Below are 16,553 nucleotides of genomic sequence, written 5' to 3' on the forward strand. Positions count from 1 at the left end.
CTAGTTGGATTTGCAATAAGGGCCGATCATTTGGCTGACGCTGAAGGGTGCTTCTCCATATCAATCCTGCCACGGACCCCGTAATGCTTCGCCACTTTTTCAAATCCAGCAAAGCCAACGCGACCATAACCCGGACTGTTTATGCGCAGATTGTGGCACAAGCCCGGCAATCTGCCTTCTATTCGGATTTTGGTGTGCCGGACAATCTGGACGGTCGCTTCAATATGATTGTGCTGCACAATTTTCTGCTTTTCAACCGGCTGCAGGCCCCGGATTCGGCCACCAGCGCCCTGAGTCAGGAAGTTTTTGATCTGTTTCGGCTCGATATGGACAGATCGCTTCGTGAGCTCGGCGTTGGCGATACGACAGTACCGAAACGCATGAAAACGATGATGCAGATATTTTATGGCCGCGCCGATGCCTATGGCTCGGCGCTGCGCGGTTCCGACCCACAGGCGGCACTGGCCGATGCTGTGTCCCGGAACATTCTGAGCTACAATGATACCCTGTTCGGCGACGGTCCCGCGGCGCCATTTCCCAAAGTTGAACGAGAGGCGCATGCAGCACGGCTTGCAGCCTATGTGCTTGGATCAGTGGAGGGTTTGCAGCAGCAGAGCGAAACCGACATCCTGGCGGGTTCCCTTTTCTTTCCAGATCCCACCGATTATATATAGATGATCAAACAGTCCAACAGTCGATTCTCAAATTCTCTGCGAGGCTTGATATGACCAAGGTCCGAACTGCTTCAAACCGCGATGCAAATCTTCCCGATAAATCCGCCAAATCCGCCAAATCCCTCAAATCCCCCAAATCTCCCAATTCCACCAGTTCCACCAGTTCCACCAGTTCCAGTTGGTCCTGGACCTACCCGGTCGTGGCCGGGGACATTACCAGTGATGCGAAGGATATTGTCATTCAGCCCGACAAGGCCGATTACGGGGCTCTGGCTGATGAACTGAATGTGCTGGGCGTTCTGGAACTGAAAGCCCTGCTGCGAATCCACCGCACTCGTAAAAGCCTTCGGATCCGCGGTCACGTCGACGCTGTTGTCGAGCAGAGCTGTGTGGTGACACTGGAGCCTGTGCGTCAGACATTGCATGAGGAAATCGACCGGACCTTTGTTACTGACCGCGATGACATCGAAATTGTGGCAAGCCGGTTGAATTCAAATCGCGAGATGATGATCGATCCGGAGGAAATTGATCCCCCCGAAATCATTGAAAAAGGCCGTCTTGATCTGGCGGCAATCGCGCTTGAACATGTGGTTCTTGGCCTTGATCTTTATCCCCGGGCAGCCGGAGCCGAACCCACGTTGGGACCGACCGAAACTTCGGAATCCTCGGCCGAACTGCCACCGGAATCTCCATTTGCGGCCCTGGCGCGGCTCAAGGTGGCTGAGTCCGGTTGACACGATTCAGGCCATTCGGCTTTTGTTTTGTTGCAATGTTATTTGGGTTGTGTTGTGACACGAAGCGGTTATGTTCCGCGCTTGGGCGGAACAAGAGATCGAATGTTTAGGGAGCTGGCCCCTCTCGGGTGACGAAATGGCAGACCAAATCGCAAAAATATCCTGGGAAGTTGATGGCGAGCGGGCAGGGGGTCCGCTCTGCCGTTTTGATGCGGGCACCCGCAGCGAATTACCAGTCCGGGCCCAATTGATCCCCATCGCCGGTTACGGCCGTTTCATTCCACATAATGAGTGCGCGCCCTGATGACGCAAGGCATCATAATTTCGCTGGACGTCATGGGCGGCGACGACGGAGTGGATGTTGTTTTAGGCGGTGCAGAAATCGCTCTGAAGCGGCAGCCCGATACAAGGTTCCTTCTGTTCGGCAGGGAAGACGTCATCACTGCCGGTCTGACGGCCCATCCTGCCCTGGCGGCAGCGTCGCAAGTGCGGCACTGCGACGTTACCGTTGAAATGGATGTCAAACCCAGTCTGGCGCTGCGCCAGGGCCGTTATCATTCCAGCATGTGGCGGGCGATTCAGGCCGTCAAGGACGGTGAGGCGAGCGTGTGTGTGTCGGCGGGAAACACCGGCGCGCTGATGGCCATGGCGCGGTTTTGTCTGCGCTCCATGCCGGCCATAGAGCGCCCGGCCATCGCGGCGATCTGGCCGACCTTGCGCGGCGACAGCATTGTGCTTGATGTCGGAGCGACAATTGGCGCAGACGCTGAACAATTGGTCATTTTTTCGGTCATGGGCGGGGCCATGGCGCGAGCGCTGTTTGCGATTCAGCGACCAACAGTGGGTCTGTTGAATGTCGGAGTTGAGGAAATCAAGGGCGTTGAAGAAGTCCGCAAGGCCGGGCAGATTCTGCGCGAGGTCGATCTGCCCTTCATCAATTATATCGGCTTTGTCGAAGGCAATGATCTTGGCAAAGGCACGTCCGATGTGGTCGTCACTGAGGGCTTCTCCGGCAATATCGCCTTGAAGGCAGCCGAAGGCACCGCACGGCAGATCGCGCAATATCTTCGGGCTGCCATGGAACAAAGCCTGATGACCAAGATCGGATATTTTTTCGCCAAGGGCGCGTTCAACCGGCTGCGCGAGAAAATGGACCCCAGCAAATCCAATGGCGGCGTCTTTCTTGGCCTCAACGGCCTGGTCATCAAGAGCCATGGATCTGCCAGTCCAGAAGGATTTGCAAGCGCCATTGGCATGGGCGACGCCATGGCCAGAAACAATTTGCTGAAAAAGCTAAGTGATGATCTGGAACAATTTCGAAATGTGCTCAACAATGAGCCGAAATTAAAGGACTGATGTGTGTTGAACCGAAGGGCCGTTGTGGCAGGCGTAGGCTCCTATCTGCCCGAAAAGGTCATGACCAATGATGATCTGTCGAAAATTGTCGAAACCTCCGGGGAATGGATCGTTCAGCGCACAGGCATTAAAAGACGTCATATCGCAGCGGAAGGCGAATACACCAGCGATCTGGCAACCGCTGCTGCACAGCGGGCACTGCAGAATTCCGGGTTGGGCCCGGCTGATATCGATGTTGTCATCCTTGCCACATCTACCCCTGACAATACCTTCCCGGCAACGGCCGTAACGGTTCAGCACCGGCTTGGTATTCATCATGGCTTTGCCTTTGACGTGCAGGCGGTCTGCTCCGGCTTCGTCTATGCTATGACAATCGCCGACAGTCTGATCCGTGCCGGTTCTGCCGACACGGTTCTGGTGATCGGCGCGGAAACCTTTTCCCGCATCCTCGACTGGACCGATCGCAGCACTTGCGTTCTGTTTGGTGATGGCGCCGGCGCAGCCGTGCTGCGTGCCCAGCCGGTTGTCGATGGTGAACCGGAGCAGGGTATTTTGAGCTGTCATCTGCGCTCCGACGGGGTCCACAAGGACAAACTCTATGTCGATGGCGGCCCGTCCAGCACGCAGACCACCGGTCATCTGCGCATGCAGGGCAGGGAAGTGTTCAAACATGCGGTCGGGATGATCTCCGGTGTCGTCACCGACGCGTTCGCTGCAACAGGTACAACACCGGATGATCTGGCATGGTTTATTCCCCATCAGGCCAACCGCCGGATTATTGAGGCCAGTGCGGAGAAGCTCGGTATCGACATGGATAAGGTGGTGATGACCGTCGAGGGACATGGCAACACCTCTGCAGCGTCCATTCCGCTGGCGCTGGATGTCGCCGTCAAGGATGGCCGCGTCAAGCGCGGAGATCTGGTGATGCTGGAAGCGATGGGTGGCGGATTTACCTGGGGCAGTGTTCTGTTGCGCTGGTAGGTAACAAAACCTTAACCGGGAGTGATTCTGTGCTATTGACGGGTCACACTCCTGCACTTAACGTTCTCCACCGAACACGAACCGCCTTTGGGGCGAAAGACGGAGCGATTGGAATTATGGGCGGCAAGACAGTTACCCGGGCCGATTTGACAGAGGCTGTATATGAGCGGGTTGGACTTTCCCGTTCGGAATCCTCGGATCTGGTTGAAATGGTCCTTGCGGAAATTTCAAATACCGTCGCACGCGGCGAGAATGTCAAATTGTCCTCGTTCGGTTCCTTTGTTGTGCGCAGCAAGAACGAACGCATCGGTCGCAATCCGAAAACCAGGGTTGAAGTGCCCATCCCGCCGCGCAAGGTGATGGTTTTCAAGCCCAGCAATGTGTTGAAAGAAATTGTAAACAACAACTCCAAGTAAATCTGCTAAGCTTCGGAAAAGAATCATCATTTTCAATGACGACCTGTTCGTTGGTTCGTACCATCGAAATCCATTTCGCCGGAGATAGATGCGATGACGGCAAAAGGCCCCGATGCATTTCGTACCATCAGCGAAGTTGCTGATGATCTGGATTTGCCGCAGCATGTTTTGCGCTTCTGGGAAACCCGTTTCAATCAGATAAAGCCCATGAAGCGTGGCGGCGGGCGGCGCTATTATCGGCCCCAGGACGTGGAATTGCTGCGTGGCATCCGCGTTTTGCTGTATGGCGAAGGCTATACCATCAAAGGCGTGCAGCGTCTCCTCAAGGAACGCGGCGTAAAGGTGGTGATGGCGGTGGGGCGCGGTGAGGCCAGCATCGACATTGACGGCCCGGATCTGGACAGCGGCGGTTCTGCAACGTCGGCAGTGCGCGCAAACCCCGGTGATACAAAAGCTGCAAAACTGTTCTCCAAACTGGGCCTGAAGAAGGGGTCTGATGGATACGACAAGGCCGATCTGCCTTTCAGTTCCGAAGCGCCGGCAGCAAAAGGGCTTTCTGAAGAAGATGTCGAAAAACTCCATGGCACCCTGTTTGAACTGCTCGAATGCAAGCGAATTCTCGATCAGGTGAAATAAGCCGACGGGCGGCAGGAAGGATATCGAACATCAAATGGTTCAATATTCCTGCAACGTGCTCCAAAACCCGGGAACGTGCTCCAAAACCCGGGAACGTGCTCCAAAACAATGTCTCGGCACAATGGTCACTTGCGTTGCAATTCCCGCCTCGCTATACACACCAAAGTCGGAGCGTGGCGCAGCCTGGTAGCGCACTTCGCTGGGGGTGAAGGGGTCGTAGGTTCGAATCCTATCGCTCCGACCATTTTTTAAAGTGTTCGCGATCGCCGAGCAGTTTGGTGATCAGCCCTGATCTGTGCGGCTATCAGCCATGCGGCGAATTCGCGATCGTCTTCTCTCCAAAATCGATGTTTGTCCGCCCACCCGGTATTTCGGGCAGGATATTGCCATGTCGCCAGGTCCGCGGACTTGAACCGCCCTTTTGCTGAAAAGTTCTCGCGCGCCAGCGATCAAGCCGAAAGAAAGCTGTTTTTGGCGATGAAGCCATGAACATATCCGTGATTTCGTGTCATTGGGTCGAATTTCCGATGCGGCAATAAAGACCATTGCCAACAATTTCTGCGTTCATGGCGGGATTTGCACGATAGCGGATCAATGCCGGCCGCCATTGACCGCCTGGTCGAATGAAGTCCGCACGGTGTGGCAAAAGTGGCAAATTACCGATTTGTTAAGATTCACGCCGCTACTGCTTGTTTTCAAATCGGGAGGAAAGCCATGCCATCTCAGGCTCAAAATGTCGTATCGCTGGCTATGACAACGCTGCCAAAAGTGGAAATTTCGTGTGTATTGAAGGCACGAATTGAGGATCACAGGAAGAATCTGACTGACTTGGCATCTTCTCTGCTGGCCAGCGGACAGGAAGCCAAACAGGTGCAACTGACCATTGAAACGGTTTTGAACTCATTCAATGAGGAACTTGCGCGGACAATATCATCCTTGAAGGAGGATACCGATGCTCTTTGATTTCAAACAAGACGAACATGGCCGTATCGGGGCTCTGGAGAGGCTCGAGATACTGGATAGCTCCGAGGAAAAACCGTTTGAAAAGATCGTGACTTTGGTCGAGCAGGTCCTGCAGGTGCCAATATGCGCTGTGTCTCTGGTCGACCGGGACAGGCAATGGTTTAAGGCCCGCCGTGGGCTTGGTGTGTGCGAAACTGCACGCGACATCTCATTTTGCACTCACGCAATACAAAGCACCGAACCGTATATAGTCAGAGACGCGCTGCAGAATCCCCTGTTTGCCCACAACCCGCTTGTTACGGGTGAACCTCATATTCGAAGCTATGCTGGCGTTCCTTTGCAGACATCGGAAGGTTATGTGGTCGGGACACTTTGTGCGATTGATACGAAGGCACGTGAATTCCCACCCCAGGAAATCGAAATACTGAAGAATTTTACCAAGGTCGTTGTTGACGAACTTGAGCTGCGTAAAATTGCTTCGACTGATGTGTTGAGTGGCGCCCTTTCGCGTCGCGCATGGATGGAGAAGGCCAAGGCTGAAGTGAAGCGATCCATACGCTACGACAGACCACTATCCCTGATGATCATGGATATTGATCATTTTAAATCAGTCAACGACACCTATGGTCATGCTGCCGGCGACGTTGTCATTAAAAAGCTTGCAGAACTCGCCCAGAACTCTATCCGCGAGACCGATTCATTTGGCCGCTACGGCGGAGAGGAATTCGTGCTGCTGCTTCCCGAAACTTCGACACCGGACGCTCTGAAACTTGCCGAGCGTATCCGATCTTCCTTTTCGAGTCTAAGCGTGGATGAACTTGAGGGAACCCGCACAACAATCAGCGTGGGGCTGACTCAGCTCCGCGATAGAGACGATAAATTGAACGAAATGATCGAACGTGCGGACAAGGCTCTCTATGAAGGAAAGCAGTCTGGTCGTAATTGCTGCATCACCAGTGTTGTTGAACCAGAACAGATAGATCGCCGCATCGCCTGACGTAGGTCCGGCCCAATCTTCTTTCAGATGCTATCTTTCCGGGCAAGGTCCCTGGCGAAACTGGAGGAATGCGACCTCCGGTTTGGGAATGTGAGACAGTTCAGATTGTTTGGCGCTGCATCTCGTCTGACCAGCGGGCTTCAGCGGCGATCATCCCCCAAATCAGTCCCAGCAGCAGGAAATAATGCCGCCAGTGATCAATGTCGATGACGGCGCCAATTACCTGATGTCCAAAAAACACGACAAATGACACGATCAGAACCGGTTGCCATGGCCGTGGTTTGAACAGCAACGGGACAGCCCGGATGATGGTCCAGAACACCAGGATCGGATAGGAGATCCCGCCGAGCCAGCCATAGGCTGTGAAACTTTTCAGCCAGATATTGTGAGGGTCGCCCGGATAATAACGCCGGCCGAATTCCAGCGCGCCCAGGCCCAAAGGCCGGTCGGCCACAAGCTTGAAACCAAGAGCATGGCGGGCGAACCGGCCGAACCGGCCGCCATCATAATTCTGGACAATCTGGGCACGTTCCGCAAACAGTGCAGAAACCTGGTCCGATGACAGGGCAATCAGTACCAGACCGACGGCACCGACAATGGCAATAGCCAGCCAGGCGAACATACGCACACGGTCTGTCGGACGTTTCGCATTGATCAGACTCAGCACAAAAATTCCACCAAGAGTGAAGACTGCCAGGCCCCAGCTTGCTCTGGAGAAGCTCATGAAAATGCCAAGTAAAATGAAAAGCATCAGCACGAGACGCAGCATCATACTGCCCGGTTCCCGGTTCATCACCCCGTAGAACAACAGGCCGAGAGGCAGGATCAGAAACGGACCGAATACGTTGGGGTCTTCAAATCCCCCGGAAGCGCGGCCATACAGCGTGAACAATTCGAATGCGCCTGGAACGAGCTGGAAATATCCCGCCAGACCGAGTGCGACACTGAAGCAAGCTGATGCAATATAGGCATTGCCAATATGTTTGAGCCGCCTGTGATCCTCTGCCACCAGACAGGCGAAGAAGATTGAGGTCAGAGCCAGAAAGCCCGTTACAGCGATAAACATCGGTGCCTGATCGTAGGTCTTCACCTGGCTGAGCCCGATGATACCACCGATCAGATACAGCAGCAGAAACACAAACAGGGGAGCGATTTGTCGCGGCAGTGGAAGCCCGGCAAGAAACCAGGTTGGAACCAGAACCACAGCGAACAATTCGTATGGGGCAGGTTCGCGGAACACGAAGCCACCGGAAAAAATCAGCAGCCAGAGAAAAACAGCGCCCAGAGTTCGGGTGGAAATGGTACCGGATCGGGCCAGGCTGGCTTCCATGGCCAATTCAGTAGGAATCGCGCGTATCGAGAATCTTGAACGGCGTCATAAGGAGAATGTAGAGATCAAGCTTGAGTGACCAGTTCTCAATATAATACAGATCGTGCTCAACCCGTTTGCGGATCATCTCGTTATTGCGGATTTCCCCGCGCAGGCCGTTGATCTGCGCCCAGCCGGAAATTCCGGGCTTGACACGGTGGCGGGCAAAATATCCATCGACCACCGCTTCCCAGGGGCGGTTTTCCGTATGCGCATGCACCGCGTGAGGCCGTGGACCAATCAGCGATAACTCGCCGCGCAGAACATTGATCAACTGGGGCAGTTCATCCAGAGTGGTCTTGCGGATAAACCGCCCGACCCGGGTCACCCGCGGATCATGCCGGGCGACAACCTGTTTGGCACCAGGATCGGCCAGATGATGATACATTGAGCGGAATTTCAGCACCGAGATTTTTTCGTTGTTGAAGCCATATCTGGTCTGGCGGAAAAACACCGGCCCGGCGCTGTCGAGACGCACCGCAAGGGCAACCAGCAACATCACAGGTGACAGAACTATCAGCGCCAGTGATGCGAACACCAGATCAAAGGCACGTTTTTTGAAATAGTCCCAATCTGCCAGAGGCTTGTCAATAATATCGAGAAACGGAACAGCGCCGACATATGAGTAGGATCTGGGCCGCAGGTTCAATTTATTGCCGTGGGCGCTCAAGCGAATATCAACCGGTAGAACCCACAGATCCTTCAGCATTTCGGCCACCCGGCCTTCTGCAGTCAGAGGGAAGGTGACCACCAGCATGTCAATTTTGCAGATCCTGCCGAATACCACCAGGTCAGCAAACGTGCCGAGCTTTGGATATCCGAGCAGCATCGGCGGAGATCGGGTATCATCCCGGTCATCAAAAATGCCACAAATCTGCAACTCCTGCTCGGCCTGACTTTCCAGCGAGCGAATGAGTTCGGCGGCGCGCTCACCACCGCCAACCAGTATTGCCCGTCGTTGCAGGCGGCCATCGCGAAACAGTCCGCGCACATAATGCGAAATCGCGAAGCGTGAAAGCGTCAGTATGATGGCGCCGGCCAGGAACCAGACTCCGAACCACACCCGGGAAAAGCTTTCGCTCTGTTTGAAGAAAAACGCGGTAATGGCGAAAACCAGAAATACGAAGGTCCATGCAGCCAGCATCCGGCCCAATTGTCTCGATATCAGGCGCAGCGAACTGACGCTGTAGGCATCGGCCGCCTGAATGAAGACGACTGCAAGCACGCCACCGGCGATGGCAATCACGCCATGACGGATATCCAGCACACGCAGATCGCCAGCGCTTACACCGGTGAATTCCTCCAGCGGCCGCACATAAAACAGATAGATCAGAAAACCAAGGGCCGTGACTGCACAGAAATCAATCAGCCGCACGACGCCTGCCAGCACTCGGGGTGAAATATTATCATCCGTGAGTTGTGAGGCGACACGTCGCGCCTCATCGCCTAATTCTCCAGCTTCAATGTCTTTCAGGTCATCGGACGCGACAGCTTCGCTGAGGCGTTTCATCAGTCGGGAGACAGCCTGCTCCCGGGGAACGCTGGTTCCCTTGAGTGGATCGACAACCTGTTCAGACATGACGCTTCAACAACCTTTGACCGGTGACTCAAAACAAACGTTCACGCACATAAATTGTATCACCGGGCACAACTGCGTCACGCAGGCCAAGACGATAAGTGATTGGTTCCGGATGACCTGACCCGTCAGCACGGTCGACTGCAAAAAATTGAGTATCTGCTCTGGACGTGAAGCCGCCAGCCAGCGCTATTGCGCGCTCCATGCTCAGTCCGGAGGAGAAGCTGTATGCGCCGGGTCTTGTAACTTCGCCATGAATGAAGAAAGGTCGGGATTCCGTCAACTCCACACTGACATCGGGATCACGCAGATATCCATTCGCTAGTTTCGCGCGAACGGTTTTGGCCAGGCTGTGAATGGTCGCGCCTTTGGCGCGCACTTCACCAACCAGAGGCATCATGATGTTGCCCACGGAGTTCACTTCATATGTCCCGGACAAGGAATCCTGCTCAAATACGATGATCCGCAATTTGTCTCCGGCGTCGAACTGGTAGGCACTGACACTCGGCGCACCGAGCACCGCGCTGGACCGCGGCAATTCGCGGGCGCAACCGCTCACCACAAGGGCAAGAAACGCAATACCAATTGCCTTCAAGAATCCGGTGCTGAGCATCTTTCTTCCATCATAAGTGTGCTGTGAATTTTGTTAACCGACTATTGCAGAATACGGTTAACCAAAGCTGAAGGTCTGGCCGCTGCGATATATTTGCGCATTAACTTCGTTGTTACTTCCATCTGCGACTATTGAGGCTCCGTTCACAAAGTGGTCGTTAGTGTTGTCATGGGCCAGAAAAGCAGTCATTCGGTTTCCCATTCGGTTTCTAATGAACCGGTTTTGGATATTTATATAATTTTTCGCGCCATTTTGTGGGCGTGTCTTTGGGCTGTGCCGTTCGCTCTGATTGTGGCTGCAGGAACGTGGTATTATCTCTCAAAGCAGGATCCGGTATACCGCGCCACCGCGTCGGTGCTGATCGAGATTCCTGAGGTTTCCGGCCTTCAAGGCGCCACAGGCAATTCCGTTTCCGATGCGTCATTGCGGTTAAGTGCTGAGGCCATCAATTCGAAAGTTCAACTCATCCGGTCGCGCGATCTGGCACGGGCTGTCATCAACCGCATGGGCCTCGTCGAGGTAGCTGAATTCCGCCCTGAGCCGGGCGAAGAATCGGAACCGCAGCGCATTGAAGACACAGTGCTTGATAAATTCCAGGAGAGGCTGGCGGTCTATCCAATCGATACGTCTCGGGTCATATTCGTTGAGTTTGAGAGCAAGGATCCGGTTCTTGCGGCTGCGGTCGCAAATGGTGTGATCGAGGAATTTCTTAAGACCGAACGTTTCGCCAGGCAGACAGCAACCACTCAGGCACGCGCCTGGCTGGAAAATGAGATTTCAACTTTGCGCAAACGTGTTGTCGAGGCCGAAACCAGTGCGGAACAGTTCCGCAGCCGCGCCGGACTGTTTGCCACGGCCTCCAACACGACATTGCCGCAACAGCAACTGGCCACTCTGTCGCAGAGCCTCGCCGACGCACGCACACGGGGAAGCCTTGCGCAAAGCGCCCTGATGGGATTGCAGAGGGTTTTTGACCAGGCAAATGGCAACGTTGAACGGTTGCTGTCCTCGCCTGCCATCGCCAACCAGTCGCTGATTCAGGCCCTGCGCCAGTCGCGGGCTACTCTGGAAGCACAGATTGCTGATTTGTCTGCCAGTCTTCTGCCGCGCCATCCGCGCATGCGAGCGCTGCTGGATCAACGGTCTGTCCTGGACCGGCAGATCGCCCGTGAAGCGCGTTCCGTTCTGACTGGTCTGCAACAGGAAGCAGACCGTGCAGAGCAGGAAGTGGCGCAATTCAGTGAATTACTCTCGACACAGAAACTGGAATCCGGCACCGCTCAGCAAAATGAAGTTGAACTGCGAGCCCTGGAACGTGAAGCACGCGCTGAACGGGAATTGCTCGAAACCCTGCTGGCACAATACAGGACCCTGCTGGCGCGAGAGGGATCGGGCGGACAGCCTGCCGAAGCCAGAATGATTGAGACCGCAGACGCACCACTGGAGCCTTCCGGCCCGCGTCTCATTATACTTGTTGCTGCCGCCACGCTCGCCGCGTTGCTGCTGAGCATCGGCTTTGTCGTGCTCCGTGAATTGTTGTCCGGTCGTGCACTGGGTATCCAGCAAGGGATCGGCGAGGTGGCCGTACAGCGCGATGGCCGCCGTAACAGATACGAAGACCGCAAGGAGAACAGCCGTCCAATGGCGGCCTGACAAAATTTATGCTGCGCAGGGGGCTTATCAAATTCGCACTGGCGACGCTTTCGTCCTCGGGGCTGGCAAATGCCATGGAACCGTGGACCGGAGGTCGCGGTGCCATTTTGATGCTGCATCGTGTCCGTCCGCAGAAGAACACGCCGTTTCAGCCGAATGCTCATCTGGAAGTCACGCCGCAATATGTTGACGAGGCCTTAACGGATTTACGGCGTCGTGGCATGGAATTCATTTCCATTGATGAAATCCCCGAACGGCTTGCAAGCGCGCGCGCCGGACGTTTCATAGTCGTAACACTTGACGATGCGTCACTCGACAATCTGACCTACGGCCTGGATGTGTTTGACAGCAACGATTGTCCCTTCACCGTCTATGTGACATCCGGGTTTGTGGATCGCACGACACTGCCCTGGTGGGTCGTACTGGAGGAGGTTATTGCCAGCCGGGCCATCGTCGATGCCCGCCCACTTGGTGGAAACAGTGCTGAAGTTCTTGGCTCACTGCAACAAAAACGGCGCGCATTCACGCGACTTTCGAGCCAGTTCAAAATGGTGCCCGAGCGGCAAAAGCAGGCGAAAGTCCAGGATTTTGCAGCCATGCACGGGCTGAATGTCGACGCCCTCATGAACAACAATTTCATGAACTGGCAACAACTTGAGACCCTTGCGGAAAGTCCTTTGGCCACGATTGGTGGACATACGCTGAGCCACCCCATCCTTGCCAGACTGAAGGCAAGTGAAGCCAGGGCCGAGATTGTACTTGGCGCCGAGCGAATTGAGGAAAAGCTCGGCAGATTTCCCGAACACTTCGCCTATCCATATGGCGGCAGCGATGCGGTTGAGAAAACCATGTTCGACATGGTCGAGCAACTGGGCTTTGCCACCGCCGTGACAACACGCGGCGGAATTCTGAAAGGTGATGGCAAGGAGCATCTTACGGCACTGCCCAGAGTGTCGGTGAACGGACACTACCAGGATATCAGGGCGTTGCGCGCTCTGATCAGCGGTTTTCCTTATATCTGCCGTAGGGCCGGATTGGGCACAATATTCCGGAAATCTAGCGGCCTGGAGCGCCAGGGCGCTGCATCCACCAGATTATAGCGCCTGCCGGCACCACCCAGATCAAACCAAAAAATATATAAAATCCCAACTGCCCCAATCCACCGATAGTTGGCAGGGTTGCCGATGCAAGTTTCATCACGATAAGGGAATAAGCCACAACGAAAACAACGAGCACGATTGTTCCAAGCAATTTTCGAATTCGTCTGGGCAATTTTTCTGGTCCGCAACTGTGATGTCTCGTGCTGACAGCCTGTAGACCATTTCCTGTTTGGATGGAACCATCCGATGTGCCGGATCGGTGCCACCCGGCCTCGTGCAACAAGCCGACTGAGCCCTTGTCATCAGACCTGCCGCGCGATACTTAGCGAGCAGCATAATAACGGGCAGATGCAAATGACAGTTTCCGCACAAACCACCGCTATACCAGACGCCGCCGAGCACAATACCGGCGCAATCCGGCTCTGGCTGTACCTGATCTGTTTTCTGATTTTTATCATGGTGATTATTGGCGGGGTAACCCGGCTGACCGATTCCGGCCTGTCTATAACAGAGTGGAAACCCCTGCTCGGGGCAATCCCGCCCTGGAACGAAGCCAACTGGCTTCAGGAATTTGAAAAATACCGGCAGATTCCGGAATATCAGTTGCAGAACAAGGGCATGTCGCTTGCCGAGTTCCAGTTTATCTACTGGTGGGAATGGGGTCACCGCTTTTTCGGGCGCCTGATAGGGCTTGTTTATCTGCTGCCCTTTGTCTGGTTTGCCTGGCGCAAAGCCATACCGAAGCCGCTTTATCCGAAATTGCTGATATTGTTTGCCCTCGGCGGGCTGCAGGGTTTTGTCGGCTGGTGGATGGTCTTTTCCGGACTGTCAGAACGTGTTGATGTCAGCCAGTACCGGCTCGCCGTTCATCTGACGCTGGCCTTCTTTATTTTCGCAGCAACCCTGTGGGTGGCGCGGGGACTGCGCGGCCCGGCGTCAACGCAGCGCTATCAATATGTCTCCGGTGGCGTTCTTCTGGTTTCGCAGCTGCTGTTGATCCTCTTGTTCCTGCAATTGTTTGCAGGCGGTCTGGTCGCCGGTCTGGATGCGGGCATGACTTACAACACCTGGCCTTTGATGGATGGCAGCTTTATCCCCTCAGGGCTGCTCAATGACGCACCGGGCGGATGGCTGAACCTGTTTGAGAATATCCAGACAGTTCAGTTCACCCATCGCATGGTGGCATATCTGTTGCTCGCTCTGGCTGTGTTTCACCTTTTCCAGATTGGCTTTGCCAAAACAGGGATTGCAGGCACAACCGCAAAGATTGTGGTGCTGGTTGTCAGCATTCAGGCGGTCATCGGCATAGCCGCCTTGTTGCTGGCAGTGCCGCTTTGGGCCGGTGCCCTGCATCAGGGCTTTGCCGTAATCGTGCTTGCAGTGTTTGTCATGCACAGTCAGAACATGCGCCGGGCCGGAGCGGAAACGGCAGCGGCCCGCAGGGCAAGTTAGCTGGAAGATGGCGGTTTTGAGGGATTCATCTCAAATCTGATATTGGGCAGAAACGGCCGAATGCTTTAACTCTGTGTCAAAAGCAGCGGAAGGGAAGATCAATGCTCGACGTCATCACCATAGGACGCTCGTCGGTGGATTTGTATGGCGCACAGATCGGTGGTCGCCTTGAGGACATGCGCTCCTTCAACAAATATGTCGGTGGCTCTCCGACCAACATGGCGGTTGGAACAGCGCGGCTCGGTTTGAAATCGGCTCTCATCACCCGTGTCGGTGATGAGCATATGGGCCGCTTCATTTGTGAGACGCTTGCAGGCGAAGGGGTCGAGATCGGCGGCATCGTCACCGATCCGCAGCGGTTGACAGCTTTGGTGTTGCTGGGGATTCGCGATCAGGAGCAGTTTCCCCTGATTTTTTACCGCGAAAACTGTGCGGATATGGCGCTGTGTGAAGCCGATATCGACCCGGAGTTTATCGGCCGGGCCCGCTGCGTCACGGTGACGGGTACGCATTTATCCAACCCGCAAACCGAGGCGGCGGTGCTGAAGGCTCTGCGCATCGCCCGGGAAAAGGGCCTGAAAACAGCGCTGGATATCGATTTTCGTCCAAATCTGTGGGGTCTGGCCGGCCACGGCGAGGGAGAAAGCCGGTTCGTCGCCTCTGCCAAGGTGACGCAGAAGCTGATGTCGACGCTGCATCTGTTCGATCTGATTGTGGGAACCGAGGAAGAATTTCACATCGCCGGTGGCAGCACCGATACATTGACTTCTCTGAATGCCGTGCGTCAGGTGTCGTCAGCAACGCTGGTGTGCAAGCGCGGCCCGATGGGCGCCGTGGCATTTGATGGAGCGATTGCAAAAAATCTGGATGACGGGTTGTCGGGCCCGGGCTTTCCGATCGAGGTTTTCAATGTACTGGGCGCAGGAGACGGCTTCATGTCCGGCCTGCTGAAAGGCTGGCTGACTGATGAAGACTGGCCGACAACGTTGAAATACGCCAATGCCTGCGGCGCCTTTGCCGTATCGCGTCATGGCTGCGCCCCGGCCTATCCCAGCTGGCAGGAATTGCAGTTCTTCTTCGAACACGGCGTGCGCAATCCGGCGCTGCGCAAGGATCAGGAGCTGGAGCAAATTCACTGGTCGACCAACCGGGTTGGCGAGTGGCCTCAGATCCGCATTTTCGCATTCGACCACCGCTCGCAGCTGGAGGATATCGCCCTGGACGCCAATGCAGACGATGCTCAAATCGGCGTTTTCAAGCAACTGTGCCTCAAGGCTGCCCATACGGTTGCTGAAGGCCGTCCTGGCTACGGAATTCTGTGTGACAACCGGCTTGGCCGCGATGCGCTGTATGCCGCCAGCGGTTCGGGATTGTGGATCGGCCGGCCTGTGGAACTGCCAGGGTCCCGGCCATTGGCGCTTGAGGCCGAATTGGGCCTCGACTATGGCTCAGCCTTGGCCGAGTGGCCACGCGAGCAGGTGGTCAAGGTACTGTGTTTCTATCACCCTGATGATGCTGCTGCGATGAAGGCCGGTCAGGAAGCCACAATCCTGCGGCTTGCGGAAGCCGCCCGCAGCAATGGCCTTGAATTTCTGCTGGAAGTGATACCCTCGAAAGTCGGCCCGGTTGGCGATACGACAACAGCCGAGATCATCAGCCGTTTCTACCAGCTTGGCGTGTTTCCGGACTGGTGGAAGCTGGAGCCGATGCGCAGCAAGGCCGCCTGGACAGCGGCCTGCGACACCATCTCCCGCAATGATCCGCATGTGCGCGGCATCGTGATACTCGGTCTCGATGCGCCCGAAGCTGAATTGGCTGAAAGTTTTGCCATTGCAGCCTCTTATCCGCTGGTCAAGGGATTTGCTGTCGGCAGAACCATTTTCGCCGATGTGGCCCGTCAGTGGTTCCGTTCCGCCCTGACGGATGAAGAGGCCATTGAAGAGATGGCGCGGCGTTATGACCGGTTGTGTCGGCTCTGGGACAAGGCCAGACGCAGGTCAGGGCAGACCACAACCATCGACGAAAATTGAACC

At 55.3% G+C, this 16,553-nt stretch carries 16 protein-coding genes and 1 tRNA gene; 13 read left to right on the plus strand and 4 right to left on the minus strand.

What is annotated here, in order from left to right; genetic code table 11:
• The first annotated feature begins 83 nt into the window (after positions 1–83).
• The 9 genes from RAL88_RS20475 (at position 84) to RAL88_RS20515 (ending at position 6,757) form a co-directional block, all read left to right on the plus strand.
• Entirely contained in the window at positions 84–674 is a 591-nt protein-coding gene (locus tag RAL88_RS20475) for a ubiquinol-cytochrome C chaperone family protein (RefSeq protein WP_306266055.1), read from the plus strand.
• Positions 675–724: 50 nt separating this feature from the next.
• Positions 725–1,408, plus strand: coding sequence for a DUF177 domain-containing protein (locus tag RAL88_RS20480; protein ID WP_306266057.1), 684 nt, complete (start codon positions 725–727; stop codon positions 1,406–1,408).
• A gap of 303 nt (positions 1,409–1,711) precedes the next feature.
• A complete protein-coding gene (gene plsX / locus RAL88_RS20485; RefSeq protein WP_306266058.1) occupies positions 1,712–2,764 on the plus strand; it encodes a phosphate acyltransferase PlsX in 1,053 nt (350 codons plus the stop codon).
• Between the two features lie 24 nt (positions 2,765–2,788).
• Positions 2,789–3,745, plus strand: a complete 957-nt coding sequence (locus RAL88_RS20490; protein ID WP_371932123.1) for a beta-ketoacyl-ACP synthase III — start codon at positions 2,789–2,791, stop codon at positions 3,743–3,745.
• A 116-nt stretch (positions 3,746–3,861) separates the two neighbouring features.
• On the plus strand, positions 3,862–4,161 hold the full coding sequence (locus tag RAL88_RS20495) for an integration host factor subunit alpha (protein WP_306266060.1): 300 nt from the start codon (positions 3,862–3,864) through the stop codon (positions 4,159–4,161).
• 93 nt (positions 4,162–4,254) lie between these two features.
• Positions 4,255–4,797 carry a MerR family transcriptional regulator gene (locus RAL88_RS20500; protein WP_306266061.1) on the plus strand — a complete coding sequence of 181 codons (543 nt, stop codon included), beginning with the start codon at positions 4,255–4,257 and terminating at the stop codon, positions 4,795–4,797.
• A gap of 167 nt (positions 4,798–4,964) precedes the next feature.
• Positions 4,965–5,041: transfer RNA gene (locus RAL88_RS20505), tRNA-Pro, on the plus strand.
• 470 nt (positions 5,042–5,511) lie between these two features.
• Positions 5,512–5,760, plus strand: coding sequence for a hypothetical protein (locus tag RAL88_RS20510; protein ID WP_306266062.1), 249 nt, complete (start codon positions 5,512–5,514; stop codon positions 5,758–5,760).
• A complete protein-coding gene (locus tag RAL88_RS20515; RefSeq protein WP_306266063.1) occupies positions 5,750–6,757 on the plus strand; it encodes a sensor domain-containing diguanylate cyclase in 1,008 nt (335 codons plus the stop codon). The genes RAL88_RS20510 and RAL88_RS20515 overlap by 11 nt, the downstream gene beginning before the upstream one ends.
• Positions 6,758–6,857: 100 nt before the next feature.
• Here RAL88_RS20515 and RAL88_RS20520 read toward each other — a convergent pair whose 3' ends face one another.
• Genes RAL88_RS20520 through RAL88_RS20530 form a run of 3 tightly spaced genes read right to left on the minus strand, consistent with a single transcriptional unit; the run spans position 6,858 to position 10,315 of the window.
• Positions 6,858–8,087 carry an O-antigen ligase gene (locus tag RAL88_RS20520; protein WP_306266064.1) on the minus strand — a complete coding sequence of 410 codons (1,230 nt, stop codon included), beginning with the start codon at positions 8,085–8,087 and terminating at the stop codon, positions 6,858–6,860.
• A gap of 7 nt (positions 8,088–8,094) precedes the next feature.
• Positions 8,095–9,705 carry an undecaprenyl-phosphate glucose phosphotransferase gene (locus RAL88_RS20525; protein ID WP_306266065.1) on the minus strand — a complete coding sequence of 537 codons (1,611 nt, stop codon included), beginning with the start codon at positions 9,703–9,705 and terminating at the stop codon, positions 8,095–8,097.
• Between the two features lie 28 nt (positions 9,706–9,733).
• Entirely contained in the window at positions 9,734–10,315 is a 582-nt protein-coding gene (locus RAL88_RS20530; protein WP_306266066.1) for a polysaccharide biosynthesis/export family protein, read from the minus strand.
• Between the two features lie 222 nt (positions 10,316–10,537).
• Between RAL88_RS20530 and RAL88_RS20535 the strand changes: the two genes are divergently transcribed.
• Positions 10,538–11,968: a GumC family protein gene (locus RAL88_RS20535; RefSeq protein ID WP_306266067.1), complete on the plus strand. Its 1,431-nt coding sequence runs from the start codon at positions 10,538–10,540 to the stop codon at positions 11,966–11,968.
• Positions 11,969–11,976: 8 nt separating this feature from the next.
• Complete coding sequence (locus RAL88_RS20540; protein ID WP_306266068.1) at positions 11,977–13,068, plus strand: polysaccharide deacetylase family protein; 1,092 nt, start codon at positions 11,977–11,979, stop codon at positions 13,066–13,068.
• Here the strand turns inward: RAL88_RS20540 and RAL88_RS20545 are convergent.
• Complete coding sequence (locus RAL88_RS20545; protein WP_306269774.1) at positions 13,025–13,165, minus strand: DUF2842 domain-containing protein; 141 nt, start codon at positions 13,163–13,165, stop codon at positions 13,025–13,027. The two genes, RAL88_RS20540 and RAL88_RS20545, sit on opposite strands and share 44 nt — an antisense overlap.
• Before the next feature lie 257 nt (positions 13,166–13,422).
• Here RAL88_RS20545 and RAL88_RS20550 point away from each other — a divergent pair, with 257 nt between their 5' ends.
• Positions 13,423–14,520, plus strand: a complete 1,098-nt coding sequence (locus tag RAL88_RS20550; RefSeq protein ID WP_306266069.1) for a COX15/CtaA family protein — start codon at positions 13,423–13,425, stop codon at positions 14,518–14,520.
• 101 nt (positions 14,521–14,621) lie between these two features.
• A complete protein-coding gene (gene iolC, locus RAL88_RS20555) occupies positions 14,622–16,550 on the plus strand; it encodes a 5-dehydro-2-deoxygluconokinase (RefSeq protein WP_306266070.1) in 1,929 nt (642 codons plus the stop codon).
• The last annotated feature ends 3 nt before the right edge of the window (positions 16,551–16,553 follow it).

This window comes from Pararhizobium sp. IMCC3301, assembly GCF_030758315.1.
Lineage (GTDB): Bacteria > Pseudomonadota > Alphaproteobacteria > Rhizobiales.